At 45.9% G+C, this 18,084-nt stretch carries 16 protein-coding genes and 1 tRNA gene; 2 read left to right on the top strand and 15 right to left on the bottom strand.

The features are described 5' to 3' along the window. The coding region (locus AAB400_04190) for a hypothetical protein (protein ID MEK7649079.1) at positions 1-759 on the top strand (759 nt) is incomplete at its 5' end. A 22-nt stretch (positions 760-781) separates the two neighbouring features. On the opposite strand, the gene rpsT is transcribed toward AAB400_04190, so the two are convergent. From rpsT to AAB400_04130, 12 genes are all read right to left on the bottom strand, one after another. Further along, positions 782-1,048: a 30S ribosomal protein S20 gene (rpsT, locus tag AAB400_04185; protein ID MEK7649078.1), complete on the bottom strand. Its 267-nt coding sequence runs from the start codon at positions 1,046-1,048 to the stop codon at positions 782-784. Positions 1,049-1,193: 145 nt separating this feature from the next. Continuing rightward, positions 1,194-1,270 (bottom strand) — tRNA-Asp (locus tag AAB400_04180). Between the two features lie 24 nt (positions 1,271-1,294). After that, positions 1,295-2,140: a prolipoprotein diacylglyceryl transferase gene (gene lgt / locus AAB400_04175; GenBank protein MEK7649077.1), complete on the bottom strand. Its 846-nt coding sequence runs from the start codon at positions 2,138-2,140 to the stop codon at positions 1,295-1,297. 9 nt (positions 2,141-2,149) lie between these two features. Beyond that, on the bottom strand, positions 2,150-3,529 hold the full coding sequence (pyk, locus tag AAB400_04170) for a pyruvate kinase (GenBank protein MEK7649076.1): 1,380 nt from the start codon (positions 3,527-3,529) through the stop codon (positions 2,150-2,152). A gap of 65 nt (positions 3,530-3,594) precedes the next feature. Further along, positions 3,595-4,842, bottom strand: a complete 1,248-nt coding sequence (locus AAB400_04165) for a replication-associated recombination protein A (GenBank protein ID MEK7649075.1) — start codon at positions 4,840-4,842, stop codon at positions 3,595-3,597. A gap of 71 nt (positions 4,843-4,913) precedes the next feature. Further along, positions 4,914-6,638 carry a sigma-70 family RNA polymerase sigma factor gene (locus AAB400_04160; protein MEK7649074.1) on the bottom strand — a complete coding sequence of 575 codons (1,725 nt, stop codon included), beginning with the start codon at positions 6,636-6,638 and terminating at the stop codon, positions 4,914-4,916. A 70-nt stretch (positions 6,639-6,708) separates the two neighbouring features. Beyond that, entirely contained in the window at positions 6,709-8,355 is a 1,647-nt protein-coding gene (groL, locus tag AAB400_04155) for a chaperonin GroEL (protein ID MEK7649073.1), read from the bottom strand. Between the two features lie 22 nt (positions 8,356-8,377). After that, positions 8,378-8,665 (bottom strand): co-chaperone GroES, encoded by a 288-nt coding sequence (locus AAB400_04150; GenBank protein MEK7649072.1) that lies wholly within the window; start codon positions 8,663-8,665, stop codon positions 8,378-8,380. Positions 8,666-8,774: 109 nt separating this feature from the next. Next, the gene (locus AAB400_04145; GenBank protein MEK7649071.1) at positions 8,775-10,412 is read right to left on the bottom strand and encodes a hypothetical protein; all 1,638 of its coding nucleotides are present in this window, start codon (positions 10,410-10,412) and stop codon (positions 8,775-8,777) included. A gap of 100 nt (positions 10,413-10,512) precedes the next feature. Continuing rightward, complete coding sequence (locus tag AAB400_04140; GenBank protein ID MEK7649070.1) at positions 10,513-11,556, bottom strand: M48 family metallopeptidase; 1,044 nt, start codon at positions 11,554-11,556, stop codon at positions 10,513-10,515. A gap of 28 nt (positions 11,557-11,584) precedes the next feature. Then, positions 11,585-12,871 carry an O-antigen ligase family protein gene (locus AAB400_04135; GenBank protein MEK7649069.1) on the bottom strand — a complete coding sequence of 429 codons (1,287 nt, stop codon included), beginning with the start codon at positions 12,869-12,871 and terminating at the stop codon, positions 11,585-11,587. After that, complete coding sequence (locus tag AAB400_04130; GenBank protein ID MEK7649068.1) at positions 12,868-13,854, bottom strand: hypothetical protein; 987 nt, start codon at positions 13,852-13,854, stop codon at positions 12,868-12,870. Before AAB400_04130 ends, AAB400_04135 begins: the two co-directional genes overlap by 4 nt. A 19-nt stretch (positions 13,855-13,873) precedes the next feature. Between AAB400_04130 and AAB400_04125 the strand changes: the two genes are divergently transcribed. Continuing rightward, on the top strand, positions 13,874-15,217 hold the full coding sequence (locus AAB400_04125; GenBank protein MEK7649067.1) for a peptidoglycan DD-metalloendopeptidase family protein: 1,344 nt from the start codon (positions 13,874-13,876) through the stop codon (positions 15,215-15,217). Here the strand turns inward: AAB400_04125 and AAB400_04120 are convergent. From AAB400_04120 to AAB400_04110, 3 genes are read right to left on the bottom strand one after another with little or no spacing between them, the layout of a single operon-like run. Beyond that, complete coding sequence (locus AAB400_04120; protein MEK7649066.1) at positions 15,210-16,751, bottom strand: YifB family Mg chelatase-like AAA ATPase; 1,542 nt, start codon at positions 16,749-16,751, stop codon at positions 15,210-15,212. The genes AAB400_04125 and AAB400_04120 overlap by 8 nt on opposite strands. Next, on the bottom strand, positions 16,718-17,149 hold the full coding sequence (locus AAB400_04115) for a signal peptidase II (GenBank protein MEK7649065.1): 432 nt from the start codon (positions 17,147-17,149) through the stop codon (positions 16,718-16,720). Before AAB400_04115 ends, AAB400_04120 begins: the two co-directional genes overlap by 34 nt. A 6-nt stretch (positions 17,150-17,155) precedes the next feature. After that, complete coding sequence (locus AAB400_04110) at positions 17,156-17,518, bottom strand: TraR/DksA C4-type zinc finger protein (GenBank protein MEK7649064.1); 363 nt, start codon at positions 17,516-17,518, stop codon at positions 17,156-17,158. Positions 17,519-18,084 lie beyond the last annotated feature (566 nt).

Below are 18,084 nucleotides of genomic sequence, written 5' to 3'. Positions count from 1 at the left end.
CTCCACCAAGATACATTTGTTCTTATGATGGAAGGCGGCATTGATAAGCGGCTTTCGCTCTACAAATCATTCTGTGCTCTTGAGAAGAAAAATAGTATCCGCATTGAGACGTTCGATATACCCCATGGAGCTGCCTTATCAAAATGGGTTGATTCGTCACTGATCGAACTCCATGCGTCCATGACCAAAGAAGCTCGGACTGTCTTTCTTAACCGTTTTGATCCACCCCAAGTATCCCGCTTTGCATCGGAACAGGAACACTACGACCTCTGGCTTCTCTGGAACGAGCTTGGCAAGCTCGCTGCGTACGCTAGCGCGCGCGCCATAACACATCATGATATTGCACTTCTCTGTCCACAACCATCACATGCGCATATTTTTGAAAGTATGGGTGTATTTATTCAAAAGGATACCGGCAAAACATTAAAGTGTATCTACGAAATACTCAAACAAGAACATTTGCACGATACATCAAGCGTGCTTGGCATATGCTCTTTTTTTCAAAATCAGCTGCATGCAATGCTCGTCATCAAAGACATGCTGGCACGAGCGCTTTCAGAACAGCATAGTGCAACAGCTCTCAACTGGAAAATTGAAAGAATCAGAATTGTTTCGCGCCAAGTGAAACCGCTATCGCTTGATTTTCTAAAAACCGCCGCGCTTGCCTTCATCCAACTGGAGCGATTACTCAAATCACGCCCGATTCCAGTCGGCAGTGCACTCCTTCACACTATTGAACGATCACTGAATAAAATATAAAACATCCCCGAGGGGATGTTTTTTAGGCTTTCAAGGCATTGACCTTTGTAAGTATGCGGGATTTTTTCCGTGCCGCAGTGTTTTTCTTGATAATATTTTTTCCTGCCGCGCGATCAGCCGCTTTTTGAAACTCTCCGTACAATCTCAATGCTTCTTTTTGGTCCTTTTTTTCAATAGCTTTGAGTGCGGCTTTGCGTAAATAGGTAAGCGATTTTTTGACATTAGTATTTTGTGCAGTACGTTTTTTTGTTTGACGCAAATGTTTTATTGCAGCATGTTTATGTGCCATACGTTGAAATAATAAAAAGTAAATTAACGATTCCGGAGAGATGCGATCTTTTTCCCTCCCTTTTTGCGGCGCTTTCTCAATGCCATTTTTCGTGATTTGTTCATAGATAGTGTTACTGATTAATAATGTAATTTTGTTTCATTTCTGGCGGACCGGGCGGGGCTCGAACCCGTAACCTCCCGCGTGACAGGCGGGTGCTCTAACCAATTGAGCTACCGGTCCAAACAGCAATATTCAGCTAGTATATCATCTTTTTTGAGATATGCAAGTATTGTTATTTCGATATGCATACAAAACCGTTATTCCAACAAGTGAAATGATAATAAGATCAATACTCCACCATTGGGGCAGGCGAAGGCCCCAAAATTCAGGAACGGTATCAATGCGTAAAAACTCTATCAAAAACCTCCCCAACGAATAGAGCGCAAGATAGGCTGCAAAAAGCATCCCGCTGCGATACCATGCCGCCTTTTTGACTAAAACCCACCGTATGAGAATAATAAACAGAACTGCAAAGAGCATGAGGTCAAATTTCGATTCATACAAAAAGGTGGGGTGAAAATAGGCAAACCCCTCATAGCCTGCTATCCGATGCATTGCATCAATGGGTATACCCCATGGCAGGGTTGTGGGCAGTCCATAATTTTCTTGATTAAAATAATTCCCCCACCGACCAATCGCTTGACCAAGTGCAATTGCGGGCACTCCTAGATCCGCAATGCCAAACCATGATATTTTTTTTAAACGACAATACGCGACAGATCCTGCGATGCCGCCAACAAGCGCACCATGCCATACTATCCCTCCATGCCAGATGGCAATAATCTCTTGGGGTGCTGATATAAAGAAGTCAGGATGATAGAGTACAAATAAAAGCCGCGCAGCAATCAGACCGCATACGAACGACCACCAGAACAACCCATCGACATGATTCTCGAAATCAGTTCCTTGCGCGCGGTCCGACCGGCGCGCCAGGTACAGCATTAGAACATATGCACTCACAAGTCCCAGTGCCATAGTGAGACCATAGAGCGACACAGTGATGCCGGCTATCTCGATTGTAGCAGGCGGTACCCAATCGTGTAACAACATGGTGCTCTCCTACGAAATCCTCTCAAGCTCGAGTTCGTTTCGTTCAAGTTCAGCAATGAGATCTCCCTTTTTTGCAAGTTTTTGTTTCTTAAGAAATGCAAAGGTATTTTTTGGCTGCGGAAACACCGTTACTCCCCGTACAAGATTAAGCTTTCGCGCGCTCACGCTATTGTTGGAAAATGCGATAATGCGCACTTCGGGCCGATGACTTGCGACTGATCGTACAAACGCTTCATCATCTTCTTGTATCACAATAAGCTTGATCTGTTTGGTAAGCGCTGCATCCGCAACAGCATGGGCAACCATATCCATTAACTCCTTTTCTTTTGCGCCGTGTCCGCACGTATAGTCATCGAAGCTCGATCGCTCTGTTTCGTGAAGCGTCCGCGCCATAATATCCACAGCCTCAACAGGATAGAGCCCCGCAGCACTCTCTCCTGAAAGCATGACCGCATCAGTATGATCCACAACGGCATTTGCAACATCAGACACTTCAGCCCGAGTCGGCCTGCTATTCTGCGTCATGGATTCGAGCATTTGTGTTGCAACAATTACTGGTTTGTGTGCTGCAATGCACTTGCGTATCAATGTTTTTTGGATCACGGGCACTTTTTCTGCCGGTACCTCAATACCAAGATCGCCTCGCGCGACCATAATGCCATCCGAAACAGCCAGAATGGCTCCGAATCGTTTCACAGCTTCGGGTCGTTCAATTTTTGGAATGATCCCAATTGATGCTCCTGTTCTGGGATTAATACGCTTCATGAGTGCGCGCAAGCGAAGAATATCTTTTTCATTTGAAACAAATGATAACGCGACATAGTCAACACCCTGTTTTATCCCAAATGCAACATCTTTTTTGTCTTTTTCTGTAATCGCATCAGTAGAAAGCGCAACGCCTGGCACGTTGATTCCTTTATGCGATTTCACAGTCCCTCCAACAACAACACTACAGGTGATATGAAGCTCCTTTACGCACTCAACACGCAAATCCATAGTGCCGTCTGCGATAAGAATGTGGTTTCCAGCTTTCACATCATGCGCCAACCCCTCATATTGATTGGGCAACAGCTTCAGAGTGCTCTTAGCTTTGAAATCTCTCTGAGGAACAAGGGTAATTTTTTCCCCTTTTTGCATTTTGATGCCTTCAGGTGCACTGATCTCTCCAATGCGGATGCGCGGCCCCTGCAAATCCTGCAGGATAGCTACCGGCTCTCCGCATTTCTTCGCCGCTGCGCGAATATTGCGAATAAGACGTGCGTGCTGCGCATACGTACCATGGGAAAAATTCAACCGCGCGACATTCATGCCTGCTTTAATAAGTTTTTCCAAGATCTGCCGCTTTTCCGATGCTGGGCCGATCGTGCATACTATTTTAGTAAATTTCATATACTAGCGTTATTGCTCATGGGTAATTAGTGTGAAGTATAGCAAAAAAAGCATCCTTATGCATCTTACAAATAATTTGTATCTTTCAACTCGTCAGGCAGGCACTGCATATCAGTTGTTTTTTCTTCAAAATCATGCGCATATCGATACCCCTTTCCATACTCCAAGTCTTTCATCAGTTTTGTTGGTGCATTTCGAAGATGAAGAGGCACTGGCAGATTGCCGTACTTTTTTACATCCTCCATTGCCCTACCGAGAGCTAGGTATGAGCGATTGCTTTTCTTACATTCGGCCAAGTACACAACTCCTTGAGCTAGGTTAATACGCGCTTCCGGCATACCAATGACATGCACTGCCTGAAACACAGCATTGGCAACCACCAATGCTGTTGGCTGGATATTTCCGATATCCTCCGATGCAAACACCACCATTCTGCGAGCGATAAAAACAGGATCTTCACCGGCATCAATCATCCTTGCTAGCCAATACAACGCTGCGCTTGCATCTGAATTACGCATGCTCTTGATAAATGCGGATATCACGTTGTAATGCTCTTCGCCCGCTCTGTCATAGCGTAACGCTTTTTGCTGCATGCTTTCTGCTACAACTTCGGCGGTTATTTCCTTGTTCCCTGTTTGTGCGAGTATAAATGATGCGAGCTCAAGCACATTGAGGAGCGTACGCGCATCACCATTTGCGGCACCGATCAAAAACTCCCGCGCGTCAGAAGCGGTATACAACTCCTGTTTACCAAGCCCTCGAGTACTATCAGAAAGCACGGCATCGATAATGCATGAAAGGGAATCTTCTGAGAGTGGGTTCAACACAAAAACGCGCGATCGGGAAAGTAATGCCGAATTCACCTCAAAAGATGGATTTTCCGTTGTTGCGCCAATAAGCACAATGATACCCTGCTCCACCGCAGGAAGAAGCGCATCCTGCTGCGCCTTATTGAAACGATGAATCTCGTCCAAAAAAAGTATTGTTTTTTTTCTGTTGAATTTAAGATTACCTTGCGCATCCTCAACAACCTTTCGCACTTCTTTCACTCCTGCACTTACGGCACTCAACGGAACAAAATGCGCCCCTGTATGCCGAGCGATTACAGAGGCTATTGTGGTTTTCCCTACCCCCGGAGGCCCCCAAAAGATAAGCGAACGCAACTCGTCTTGCTCGATAAGCTGGCGAAGCACTTTACCGCTTCCTAAAAGATGCTCCTGTCCAATGATTTCTTCTAACACCCTCGGACGCATCCTGTCTGCAAGCGGAGCATGCTCTTTTGCATGTAATTGCGAATCAAAGAGATCTTGCATATACTCCTACCCTACCAAAGAAGCTCCCGACGGACAAGCAAGAAAAAGGACCCTTGCAATTGTGTGGGTCCTTAAGATTTTTTCATGAATTCTTTAAGTTGTTGTCGGGCACTTGCTTCTAGCTGCCGTATGCGTTCCCGAGTCACGCCGAGTCGCTTTCCGGCTACTTCAAGGGTAAAGCCCTCTTCTTCTCGGAGTCGAAGCGCCTCTCTCTGTTTATAGGATAGTAATGCAAAAGCTGATTGAAAGACTTCACTATCAGGATCGTATCCTGCGATTGACGCCTTGCGTATATCATCATGGGATTCGTCAGATTGAAAGAAGGCTCTTCTCAGTTTCTCCACAGCGTCATCAATCATACATTCCACCACTTTTTTTGTTATTCCATACTTTCTGCCGATCATTGTGGGGGTCACACCCTCATAGAGCGTGTAATACAGAACATCCTGTTCCCTCTGGGAAAGAATACAAATGTATTCCGCTAGTCTATCAAGATACATCTCTGTTGCCGAATCTTCACGGACAGCTTCTGCATAGGTAATGCGCCGATCGAGTGAAAGCTGGATTCCGTCATGCTTGTCCCCTAGTGGACGGTCCAGTGAATCCACCTTAATAACCAACATGATACTCTCAAGTTGGCGTTGAAGTTTCGACTTTCTCTCGCTCATTTTTGTATCAAGAGCTCCTACCTCTTCCTGTTTTTCTATCTCTTTCACTTCATTGGCAATTGCCATGGCGCGCACATAAGCGTTATGAACGCCCAGCTCGCTCTTTGTACCATTTTGAATGGCATAGGTAATCTGGTTTATAGCGTGCGTTTTGAACGTTCCTCTCGCAGGATCGTATGAATCGACAGCTTTAAGAAGTCCCGCCATTCCCATGCTCACGTAATCGTCATATTCAAAATGTGCAAGATTAACATACACTTTACGTTTAATGACAAAATGTATGAGGGGCACCCACTCCAAGACAAGTTGATCTCGAAGTTTTTTATTCATCGGGTCTGCCAAGTACGCCACAAGCATTTCTTCACCCCTTAGTTCAGATTTTTTTCTTATAGGCTTTCTGACTGATGGGATTAGAGATGCTTTTCGTTTTTTTTCTGCACCTTTTTTCTGATGAAGTGGTGCGACACCGTCGCGAATGCGAAGCTTATCAAGCGCTCCATTGAAGTGGTTGTGGATTGTTTGCCTGCTGACACCCTCTGCGTGCATCACACTCGATACATCCTTCCCTTCCACAACAAGCTCCTGCACCGCCATATGTTCCCTCTCGATAAAGAATGTGTCCTCGGGAGGAAATGCCGCAAGATAGGCCCGCATCATTTCTCGTTTACGCCGCCAGTTTGTTTCACTATCATACCTTTCCCAAAAATCATTGATTGAAGTAGGCATGGCAAATGATGTGTATCCTACCGGTGACTGCCTCAAAGAAGATACTCTTGGCGCGCGAATGGGAATTATGCGATTTTCCGGCACAGACGCATTGTTATAGTGCTCAAGGAGTTGCAATGCGACATCATGTTCTTGATGAATAATCTTTTCCCGTACGCCGATTCTCATCCCGATACTTGCATTGCTTACATTCCACTCATAGTACATTTCGAGAATTGTTTTTTGTTGTTCGGAAAGCTTTGGCAGCTTTGCATACCCGCCATGAAGCACGGCGATTTTCCGTATCAGGGTAATGCGATAATTATGATCTGATGGCCGTGGATACTGATGATACAATCTCCATAATCGCTGGCGTTCTTCTTCAAATTCAATATTATCAAAGTACGATGTACTCTCTTCCATTGAGTTTCATCCTAATACAAAAGAGGCTCTTTGCAAAGCCTCTCTTGAATGGGAAATTCTTTCGAAAATTTTAGTAATCGTATCCGCCCATGCCACCCATATCACCCATACCTCCTCCGGGCATACCACCCTTGTCTTTCTTTTCTGGAATATCTGCAATAACCACTTCTGTTGTGAGGAGCATGGAAGCGATTGATGCAGCATTCTGCAACGCAGAACGAGTTACCTTGGTTGGATCGATAATGCCGCTTGCAACCAAATCCTCAAATGTGTCGGTTGCAGCATTATACCCCATCGAACCGGTAAGTTTTTTGACTTCAGCGGAAATGATACTTCCATCTTTGCCGGCATTATGCGCAATCTGGCGAATCGGTTCCTCGAGTGCGCGGCGCAGGATATCAACACCGATCTTTTCCTCGCCTTCGACCGATAACCCGTCCAGCGCTTTGACGCATCGCACGAGCGCAACGCCACCGCCGGGAACAATGCCTTCTTCAATAGCTGCTTTTGTTGCGGAGAGCGCATCTTCAATACGGTATTTCCGCTCCTTCATTTCCGTTTCAGTTGCTGCACCGACTTTCAACACCGCAACGCCGCCAGACAGTTTTGCAAGGCGTTCTTGAAGTTTTTCTTTATCAAAATCAGATTCAGTCTTCTCAATTTCTTTGCGGATCTGGCTTACGCGTGCCTTAATGGCTTCCTGATCGCCCTTACCTTCGACAATAGTTGTATGTTCTTTGGTTGAAACAACTTTGCGGGCTCGTCCCAAGTGCTCAAGTGTTGCATTGTCAAGTTTCAAACCAACCTCTTCCGAAATCACGGTTGCGCCGGTCAAAATGGCAATATCTTTCAGCATCTCTTTTCGGCGATCACCAAAACCTGGAGCTTTAACCGCTAATGCATTGAATGTTCCTCGAATTTTATTAACAACAAGTGTTGCGAGCGCATCGCCTTCAAGGTCTTCGGCAATGATAACAATATCCTTGCGACCCGTTGTGGCAATTTTTTCCAAGAGCGGCAGGAGATCATGGATAGAAGAAATTTTCTTATCGGTAACAAGAATGTAGGTATCGTTATGAATGGACTCCATGCGGTCAGAATCGGTAATCATGTACGGAGAAACATAGCCCTTATCAAACTGCATACCTTCAACAACTTCTTTTTGTACGCCAAACACCTGCGACTCTTCGACGGTAATGACGCCGTCAGAACCGACTTCTTTCATGGTTTCGGCAATGATTGCTCCGATCTCCGGATCATTTGCCGAAATAGATGCAACTTGCTTGATTTCTTCATCCCCTTTAACAGGCTTTGAAATTGCTTGTTTCAATTCTGCGACAACTGCATTGACGCCTTTTTCAATGCCATGGCGAATCGCCATAGGATTTGCGCCTGCTGCAACATTGCGCATGCCTTCGCTGATCATGATCTGCGCAAGTAATGTCGCGGTTGTGGTACCATCTCCTGCGACATCATTGGTTTTTGTTGCGACTTCTTTTACCAATTCTGCGCCAATATGTTCGAATTTGTCTTCGAGGCTGATTTCTTTCGCAATTGTCACGCCGTCGTTTGTGATAACCGGCGATCCGTAACCGCGGTCAAACACCACATTGCGCCCCTTAGGGCCAAGGGTAACTTTAACGGCATCGGCGAGCTTATCAACGCCGCGCTTCAGTGCTGCGCGGGCCTTTTCGTCAAACAGTATTTGTTTTGCCATAGATGTTGGGAATTAGAATATGTTAGGCGACAATTGCCAACACATCTGATTGAGAGAGAATAAGATATTCTTTATTTTCGAATTTAAATTCATCGGGGCTGTATCGTTTGAACACGATAACATTGCCTACTTGCACGTCCATAGGCGCACGCTGTCCATTATCCAAAATCTTTCCGGGTCCGACTGCAATAACAGTTCCTCGTTCCGGTTTTTCTTTTGCGGTTTCCGGCAGAATAATACCTGATTTGGTCATCTCCTGGGATGAGAGTGGTTCGACTATGATATGGTCGCCGAGTGGTTTGAGCTGCATAGCGTTAGTTCGCTTAAGAATAAAGATGCGATAGTACGTGCAATTCTACGAGAAATTTTCTTTCCTGTCAAGAGGCGCTGAAAATAATAATAAATATAAAAAAGCCCGCTTATGATTGAGCGGGGCTGAGTGATGTTGAATGCCGTTTATCTGTGGTGGCGCGTCGGACCGTAAAGGCATCATATCCTTCTTTCGATATCAGAATGGCATAGGCCCTTTCGATTGCCTTGCCCCTATCGAATTCTTGTTGGGAATTGAAGATATCGAGCTGTTGTACATGACTTTCTATAGCCATAGCGCTTTTCATTATGCCGTTGATGGTTTTCCCCTCGGGAAGAGCTTCAGTGACAAGTTTTTTCTCAATACGCTTTGACAATTCACCCCTGCTTGCTTCGCGCAGTGTTTGTTCAAAATTCTCTACATAGCCGCAACTCCTTAATTTGCCATAAGAAACTCCTGCCTGTATTGAACCAAGAAAGTGGCCAGTAGGAACATACTCAAGGAATTGGTCTTCTTTTCCAACCAAATCTCGATGCAAAGATACTTTTTTGCCCGAATACGTGAATCCCTTGTATTTTTGTGCCGGCTTCGCGACAGAGCACTTTTGTATCGGTGGTGGTGAAAGTGGCTTTTGCTGAGACACTTGAGTATTTTCTTGATCCTGTACTTGCCGGCGAAATCTCTCATCGAGAGTTTGAAGGAATTGCTGAAGCTTTTCCTCGCGATCAATACGGAGAAAAATACGCCGTTCTGACAGTTCATTGGATGTCCAAATCGGTACACCGTCAAGAAGGAGTCGTATCAGTTTGCATGCTCGATTTTTCTGGTCATAATTCCACTTCTTAAGTTTTGCAGTCTCCCCGACTCGTGTTTCATAAGCATCTTCTTCAATAAGAATAAGAAACTTTGAAAGTTTGGTTGCGAAATTCTCGCTTATAAGCCACTGAAGGAGATCAATAATCTCGCGTATGTGCTCACAACCTGCAAAAACAAGGGTGTGCTTGTAACGATCGAGTGCTGTCAGGGGTTGATGTATTTGGATGGTAGGATGATAGACTTCAGGCGCACTATCCTGAGATCCACTCTCACCTCCCTGTTCAAGCTCCTTGCGATCTGTGTCATCCTTCACATCTTCGTCTGGTTGAATATCGTCATCTATCGAGCGAGGATCGCTGGTCATGACACGTTCGATCATTGGAACAATCTTGGTGGCGATGATGGCACGCTGTTTATCTATCTCGGCTTGGTGTTGGCGAATTTCGGCATAATAGGAGTCGGCGAGTTCGCGGAATTTATCAAAGTCTTCTTGTTTCCCTGCACGAGATGCCTCTCGTTCTTTCCTCTGAACTTCAGATATCAGCTCATGTCTTCCATCAATGAGTGCACTTGCTTCGGCGATGCGCCCATAGCTCGAGAGTTGCCATTCAAAAAGCGAGGAAAGCTCAATGCGTTCATTTCTATCGGGAACGGCACGCGTCCAAAAAGCAGTATCGCGTTTGAGCGCTTCGAGTTCTCCTGCTACACGGGCCGCTTCACCAGACTGCTCTTGCGAAAATCTCGCTTGAAGCTTGCCCAATTCATCCTTGGCTTGTTGAGCTGCTTTTAATGCACTTTCAAGCTCTCGGGTAAGTCGTTTGGTTTCTTCACGTTCTGCGCGAAGCTCGGAGTCGCGCACGTCAAGCGTTGATTGAAGATCACTGAATCTTTCCGTCTTCTTTACGATTCTTCCGACCGACTGAAGTGTCATGATCGCTGTCCCTTGCAATCTAGGGATGCCATGAAAAGGTCAAGGTACATAATAAACATCACGTACAATAGTATCGCAGGATACATTTCTGTCAAGATCATTATCCGATCCCTTTTTTGATGTTAAGAAATTCTTTATATCGCCGAAGTTCACGGATCCTCTTCGGCAAAAATGGATGGCTAGAAAAATATTCCGCCCATTTCACCATGAAACCGCGTTCCTGTTTGATTTGATCAACATACCGATCAATATTCGCTAGGTTGCCAAACATCTTACCCGCTGCAAGCTTAATAAGCCCGCGTTCATACGCTTCTGGATTTTCGATAAGCGCCTGCATCACTCGATCGGCAGAGTATTCGCGCTCTCGCGACCACGAAAGAGAAATGAAAGGAATAAATTCTCCGGGATAAAGCAGCCACAAATAAAGCTTGGTATGTCCCAATGCGTGGTGCCCCAATTCGTGCGCAAGTACGGCATCCAGTTGAAGCTGATGTTCAGGTTCGCTGAGGGCTTCTGCAAGATCAGAAAAAAGAACGATTATTTTTCTACTAATCAGTTTGGTTGCAAAAGCATTGAGCATTCCTTCTCCATTGAGTATGAATATGTCCGGAACTTTTTTCATGCCAAGGCGCGCTGCAAGGCGTTGCGCAGACTCCCACACGGAGGCAAACTGATCGGGCCCCACGCGAACAGCAGTCATACGAACAAACGCTAAGATATACAGATGCATGAGAAAGCCAAACAGTAAAAACCCAAAAAGAATGAAAAACGCCACAGAAAGACCAACTTCCCCTTCTTGTCCTTTTTCGAATTCTTCACGGTATTCCTTAAGCGCTACTTCGCGTTGTTTGGGATCAAGAGTTAACGGATCAATGCATGACTCACCGTCATCAAGATATGATTGCTTATACGTATCCGGAATAATAAATACCGAATCGCCTTCCAATGGTTTCCCATAACAAAGATTTGCATCATCCGCACTTGGCTTGGCGGTAAGCGCTACCATGCCATAATACAGGCCCCACAGAGCACTTGCCCATACCACCAATGATACAAGGAGAACAAGTATAAAATATATTGATTCTTTTTTCTTTCGGAACTTCGATGCATTAATGGGTTGTTGAATTTGAGCAGAGTGTTCCATAGAGTGTATGAAGATATACTATTCCTTATTAAGGCTCTGCTTCTAGCGTATCATCAACGTGCCAAAAGGCAAATGGTATCCACCACAAAAACATTCCCGATTGTACGCTCCAAAAAAAATGGTCAAACAAACCGGCTATGCCAATCATACAGAACGCGCCAAGGAATATCGGCATTCGCGTATTCTGGGCCCTTCGCACACACACTATCACGCTGCACATCAAGGCAAGGAATAGCGCCAAACCGATGGTTCCGATTTCCGATGCAACAAGTAAGAATATATTATGGGGCGGCTGGGGGTAGGAACGCTCTTTAAGCGCAAAAGTGGATTGGTGCATGCCGACTCCAAGGAGCGGTGACTGTTTTATAAGCGAGAATCCATCATTGAACGATGCTAGTCGTTCATTGATAGATTTTTGTTCCAAACGCTGCCAGCCCCCTACTCCCAATCGAGCTGAAAGCGGCTCCCAATATGCCACTGACAAACTTATCCATATGACGACTGTTGTAAGCCCAAGCATCATCGGCAGCGTGATCCTATGAGACAATACGGAACGCGGCCTTCTCACTACAAATAACACCACCATTCCCACGAGTGTTCCAAGCCATACTTCCCGTGAAAATGTGAAAAAAAGTCCGGCATTACAAATAATCCACCCTGCCAAAAAAATAAAAAAAATTCGTTTTGTTGGGATGCGATTAACCAATGAGCTTGCTGCAAACAAAGCACATGATACAAATGCTGCCAATATATTCGGATGCGGCATACTGCCATATGCGCGAAACCACCGCTGGTCGAATACTTCTACCACCGCATCCCCAAGCTGCTGCCCGGAATGGTATGACATACCTAGCCAGGATGAAGCAGGGCTTACCTGAAGGAAAAATTGCCAAAGGGCAATACCCGATTGCAGTGTTGCCGATACCATAAGAGACGCCATAAACATCGTGGAATGTGCACGGTAATATATAAGAAGTCCACACACAATAAGCGCTTCTCCCAAACGAACCGATCCCAAGAATGCTATAAGAGGTTCGGATGACCAACGTGTAGAAAGTAGTGCAAATAGCACAAGTAGCATAGCAGAAAGGATGGATGTCTTTCTCCATGCACTCGTTTTATATACTCTCCCCATTGCCGTGCGAATGACAAACACTATACAGAGAAGCGCAACAACACCGTCTAAAAGCGTAAAAGAAACAACGCCGTACTGCGTTGAATTGCGAACACTATCTACAATATATGCTGTCTGCCATGGAAGAAGAAAAAGAAGTGCTGCTAAGAACGTAACGATTATGCGATCGAGAATGATCATACTTGTGATATACGACATGACCGTAGGCGCTCAATGAGCGCTTGTTGAAAATACTCCCTTCTGTCATTAAGATGAAACTTCAATATCTGATCTGTAATAACAACCCCTGAACCTGCACTGCTTGCAGCTCGACGAATACGTTCGGGAAATCTTTTTTTCTGAATCATTGCGCATGTGCGCTCAATACGTGCTTGAAATGGAAAAAGTATTATGGTAAGGATTTTTTTGACTGCTCTCAAAACGCCGTTCGGGTGAATCGAGCGCATGTGGTTTGGGATATAGGGTATTCTATGAGGAATACTGTTTTCCGTCCAACGATTTGCCTCCCAAAATGCTTGGGCCTGCCCGCCTTCGTCATACATCGGCACACATCGCGATACCCAGAGACTAAGATACACGTCATCAATTCCGCAAGATGGGTTAAGAGCACAAGGGGAAAGATCGCAGGCGTCTCGGCGTATAAAAAAACTTAAGCATAGTGCATCACGCATATGCTGTTCGGAGAGGCGGGGGCCAAAAAAAAGTGAGAGAACAATGCATGCGGCGCGCACAAACCACAAATACCCCTTTCGCGCAACGATAAACACATCAATATCGCTGCTATCGCGCGCATGGCTTAATGCTAGCGTGTTGCACAATGCAATCATTGCAACACCGGGAACAAGCGAGGCAAGCCGCGCAAATCGCAGCGCTTTTCGCACTTTTCTTTCAGTGTGCAAATACCGACCGATTCGCTCTTGCACGCAACAACCTCTTCCTTTGGCATGAATGAATCCTTGCGACCATTCGAGTTCGGAGTGGGTTTTGCTTTTCTCTAACATTTCAGAAATTGTGCATCCGGCAGGAGGATAGAAAAGATATGTCCAAAGTTCCTGGGGTGTTAACGGATAATCGAATAGGTCAAAATATGCAATTGTTGCATACATTGATTCTTCCAGTGTGCGCGGGCGAACCGAGCGAGTATCATTGACTGACGCATTCATAGTTCGTATACTAAGCTTCATGAAATCATTCAAGCACATTCTTGTCGACCTCTTTATTGTGTGCGCAAAATTCTTTGTTGTTATAAAGCGAATAGCCGTTGCGCTTATTGGCGGCATTTTCAAACTTTGTTATATCACATTAAAGCTGCTTCTGAAATGGCCGGTATTTTTTGCCTACAAAGCATTTGTCCATTTTCGCTACCGTATGGGATTGAGCGGCATTCATATCAAAAATCCCTTCCTCTACGTGTGTTCATCAAAAACCGTTCTATCTCTCATACTCGCCGGCGCAGGAATTCTTGTGACCTTTTTTAATATTACACTCGATACCACTGAAGCATCCAATCTCGCACCGGATAATCTGTTGGTCTACTACGTTTTTCCTACGGATGAATCCGCAATCGAAGATAGCGCCCCCTCTCTATCAAGCGCAGGGGAATACGTTCCTCTTTCCGGACTTCGTGTTCCAAGCACCCCTCTCCCACAACCGCCCTCTACATCATTTACTCCGCCGGGAGGGATCGCATTAAATTCCGGAGCGCTCATCAAACCAACGCTTCCATCGTCGCAGGAAGGCGCCCAATCGATCAATGCACTCCGAACCTATACCATTCAACCGGGAGATACGGCAAGCTCTATTGCGGCGCGTTTTAATCTCTCGCTCAATTCCATCCTGTGGGCAAACAACCTCAATGCAACATCCCGTCTTACGGTTGGGCAGAAACTTACAATCCTTCCTGTTGATGGAGTATTGCATCGAGTAAAACGCGGCGATACCATCGGACGCATTGCAACACTCTACAATGCTGACATGGACCAGGTTCTCGCATTTAACAATCTCCCGCCAAACGGCGCAATTTCAGTGGATGATGCGTTGATTATCCCAAACGGAATTATGAAAACAGTACTGCCGTCAGGAAGAAGGAATACAACACTTATCGGAAGACTGCAAAATATTCTCAAACCACCGAGCGTCAAAGCGATTCCTGAGCGTATCGGAAGGGTTCTTCGATTCTTATGGCCTACAAGTGCAAGTCGCATTACTCAGTATTTCAGCTGGCGCCACTCCGGCGTTGATATCGCAGGACCTCCTTCAAATAAAATCTATGCTGCTGCACAGGGTGTAGTCATCATTTCCGGTTGGCAGAGCGGCTACGGGCGAACGGTACTCATCGACCATGGCAACGGGTACCGCACACGTTACGGGCATGCAAGCAAGCTCTTTGTCAGCGCGGGCGAACGCGTAGAACGAGGCGATGTTATTGCAATGGTAGGAAGTACCGGGCGCTCTACGGGGCCCCACCTTCACTTTGAAATATTGCGAAATGGCTCACGTGTTAATCCGCTCATTCACATTAGATAAGAGGTTTGTGCCTATACTGCAGGCTTTCTGCAACATGCGAAAGCGCCACACATGAAGAACCTTCAAGATCAGCGATAGTCCGTGCAATTTTTAAAATCCTATAATAACTTCTCGCAGATAACGATAGCTGCCCTACGGCTTTTCCGAGCAGATTTCGTGCATCGTTTTCAAGAGTGCACCATCGATCGATATCAATAGAGCGCATTTCTGCATTTGTGGTGTAGGTGTTAGATGCAAAGCGCTGCTTCTGAATGCTGCGCGCTTGAGCCACGCGTTCTCGAACGACAGACGATTGCTCAGAATACGAAGAAGCAGAAAGATGGTCATACGATACACGCGGCACATCCACAAATAAATCAATGCGATCCATAAGAGGACCGGAAACTTTTTTCTGATAATGCGCAATTGCCGATGCCGTACATGTGCATTGTGTTGTTTCTTTTCCATAATTTCCGCAGGGACAGGGGTTCTGTGCCGCCACAAGCATGCACTGTGCAGGAAACCGCACCGTCCCCGATGAGCGGCTCACCGTGACGTGTCCATCCTCAAGCGGTTGACGCAGCGCTTCAAGGCTGCTTCTGGAAAATTCCGGAAACTCATCCATAAACAATACTCCTCGATGCGCCAAGCTCATCTCACCGGGGCGAGGAATACTTCCGCCACCGACCAGGCTTGCTGTTGATGCCGTATGGTGCGGACTGCGGAATGGGCGACTATTTACAAACGGCTGTTGGCGCGATAGAAGCCCTGCAGCACTGTGGATTGCAGTTACTTCAAGCGACTCATTAAGGGTAAGTTGGGGCAGTATTGATTGCAGTGAACGCGCAAGAAGTGTCTTTCCGGAGCCTGGTGGGCCTGAAAAGAGTATGTTATGTGCTCCGGCAGCGGCTATCTCAAGTGCGCGCTTCGCATGTTCCTGACCGCGAATATGCGAAAAATCAATGTGCTCTTTTTCTGATTCTTTATGTACTTCATCGCTGCGCTGATGGCATGCAAGCTCGCGCTTTCCCTGAAAAAATTCAATAAGTTCTCGCAATGAACGTATGCCATAAACACTCAAACATTCTGTTAACGATGCTTCATCTGCATTTTCCTCCGCTACAAATAACGTATCAATACCAAGCTGCTTTGCTAATAGTGCCAACGGCAGTATACCTCTCACGGGCCGCACATCTCCATCAAGCGACAACTCTCCTGCAAAGAGGCTTGTTTCGGCAAATACCCTTCCTTGATCTGAAAATGACGCTACTATCTCCCCATCTGCACAGAGAATACTCAAGGCAATAGGCAGATCATAAGCTGGGCCTTCTTTTCGAACATCTGCCGGAGCAAGATTGACAGTCACCCTCCCTCGCGGAAACGGCAGTCCGGAATTTTTGAGAGCAGCGCGAATCCTCTCACGAGACTCCTGTACCGCCATGTCCGGCAATCCGACAATAATAAAACAAAACTGCCCGCTGCCGGCATCGCACTCCACTTCTACGCGCTCACATTCAATGCCTATGAGAGCACCTGAGTATACTTTCGACGGCATAGCATGGAAATAAGGATCGCAGCACCCACAACAATAGCTGCATCTGCAATATTAATAAGTGATAACGAAAACAAGGGAATGAGGTCAATTGCACCGCCATAGAAAGTGCGGTCAATCACATTACTTGCGCTTCCACCCAAAAAAAGAATGATTGCCGCGCTGGCATTTTTTCTCTGTTCGCAATCAAGTCTCCGCCATATAGCAAGAACAGCGGCACAAGCTGCAAGAAAAAAAACAACAGCTACCCAATGTGAAAAAGGGTATCCGATTTCGATCCAAAAAAAATACCGGGGGTTAATAGTCACTGTGCTTGCATGGGGAGACAAAAGTGCCCATTGCTTGAGAACTCTATCAAAAACCAAAACAAGCAGAGCAAAAGCAAGCATCAACTGGCGCATAGTGCATTAGCGCCCTGATTTTTCCTGGCAGGTAATGCACAGCGTTGCCATTGGGCGGGCTTCCAGGCGGGCTTCAGCAATATCCGTGCCGCATGCGCTACAGCGGCCATAGGTTCCGTCTTTAATATGGCTTAGCGCAGTGTTGATATCATTAAGCTCAGAACTCAGTGTACCCTGAAGTGCAAGCGCATCGGCATAATCACGGGATTCATCAGCATTATCTTCATCGCCGGCTCCCTTTTCGTTCCAGATTACTTTGAACGAATCCCCATCGCGCACAGTGAAGCGCGCCAAATCCTGCTCTATCTTTTGCTTATCAGAAAGAAGCTTTTCTTGCTGTTTATCTAAAAATGGTTGTTGAAGTGCCATAAATTGGAAAACTGCCAATTACAAATCTTTATTACCTAATTATACTAAAAACCCCCATATACCAAAAGGGGGCGCAGATCACCTGCGCCCCCACATCAAAATGGGAGCTTTTTGTTGTTTGTTTAGTGATCGCGCCCGCATGTCGCTTATGGGCCTAATTGCATGCTGATCTCTCAATATGCGAATCAAGGTTATCCAAAAGCGGTACGAGATGGCTTCTACCGACGTGAAGCGCTTGTCCTCCCTCCAGTTCCTTGGTGTAATTCTGACCCTCATAAAAGATCCAAGTGCGCTTTGGGCCTTTTATGAGAATCAGACGTCACCTTATTTTGTTTTTGTTTTTTCGTGTAATAGGTCGGAAACTATTCCTTTCGAGGACTAGGAGAGGGGAACGAGATAGGCTGTTACGACGATTTCTGTAATCGCCGCCTCTCTCGGTTATGGATGAGCGGGATAACCGACAGTCTGCCCAGTAAAGGTTCATTCTTTGACTCATCTGTAGATAAGTATAGCACAAAAAATCCACATGGTCAATTTACGAACTTACTATAATAAATTAGCTATTT

Source organism: Patescibacteria group bacterium, from assembly GCA_038065255.1.
Taxonomy (GTDB): Bacteria; Patescibacteriota; Patescibacteriia; order JACQRZ01; family JACQRZ01; genus JBBTRI01.
The sequence above is the reverse complement of the archived record's forward strand: the minus strand, read 5'-3'. Positions and strand labels throughout refer to the sequence as shown.

Coding starts and splice junctions, on each gene's coding strand:
- rpsT (MEK7649078.1), bottom strand. CDS start 1,048: ATGGCACATAAACATGCTGCAATAAAACATTTGCGTCAAACAAAAAAA.
- lgt (MEK7649077.1), bottom strand. CDS start 2,140: ATGTTGTTACACGATTGGGTACCGCCTGCTACAATCGAGATAGCCGGC.
- pyk (MEK7649076.1), bottom strand. CDS start 3,529: ATGAAATTTACTAAAATAGTATGCACGATCGGCCCAGCATCGGAAAAG.
- AAB400_04165 (MEK7649075.1), bottom strand. CDS start 4,842: ATGCAAGATCTCTTTGATTCGCAATTACATGCAAAAGAGCATGCTCCG.
- AAB400_04160 (MEK7649074.1), bottom strand. CDS start 6,638: ATGGAAGAGAGTACATCGTACTTTGATAATATTGAATTTGAAGAAGAA.
- groL (MEK7649073.1), bottom strand. CDS start 8,355: ATGGCAAAACAAATACTGTTTGACGAAAAGGCCCGCGCAGCACTGAAG.
- AAB400_04150 (MEK7649072.1), bottom strand. CDS start 8,665: ATGCAGCTCAAACCACTCGGCGACCATATCATAGTCGAACCACTCTCA.
- AAB400_04145 (MEK7649071.1), bottom strand. CDS start 10,412: ATGACACTTCAGTCGGTCGGAAGAATCGTAAAGAAGACGGAAAGATTC.
- AAB400_04140 (MEK7649070.1), bottom strand. CDS start 11,556: ATGGAACACTCTGCTCAAATTCAACAACCCATTAATGCATCGAAGTTC.
- AAB400_04135 (MEK7649069.1), bottom strand. CDS start 12,871: ATGATCATTCTCGATCGCATAATCGTTACGTTCTTAGCAGCACTTCTT.
- AAB400_04130 (MEK7649068.1), bottom strand. CDS start 13,854: ATGAATGCGTCAGTCAATGATACTCGCTCGGTTCGCCCGCGCACACTG.
- AAB400_04125 (MEK7649067.1), top strand. CDS start 13,874: ATGAAATCATTCAAGCACATTCTTGTCGACCTCTTTATTGTGTGCGCA.
- AAB400_04120 (MEK7649066.1), bottom strand. CDS start 16,751: ATGCCGTCGAAAGTATACTCAGGTGCTCTCATAGGCATTGAATGTGAG.
- AAB400_04115 (MEK7649065.1), bottom strand. CDS start 17,149: ATGCGCCAGTTGATGCTTGCTTTTGCTCTGCTTGTTTTGGTTTTTGAT.
- AAB400_04110 (MEK7649064.1), bottom strand. CDS start 17,518: ATGGCACTTCAACAACCATTTTTAGATAAACAGCAAGAAAAGCTTCTT.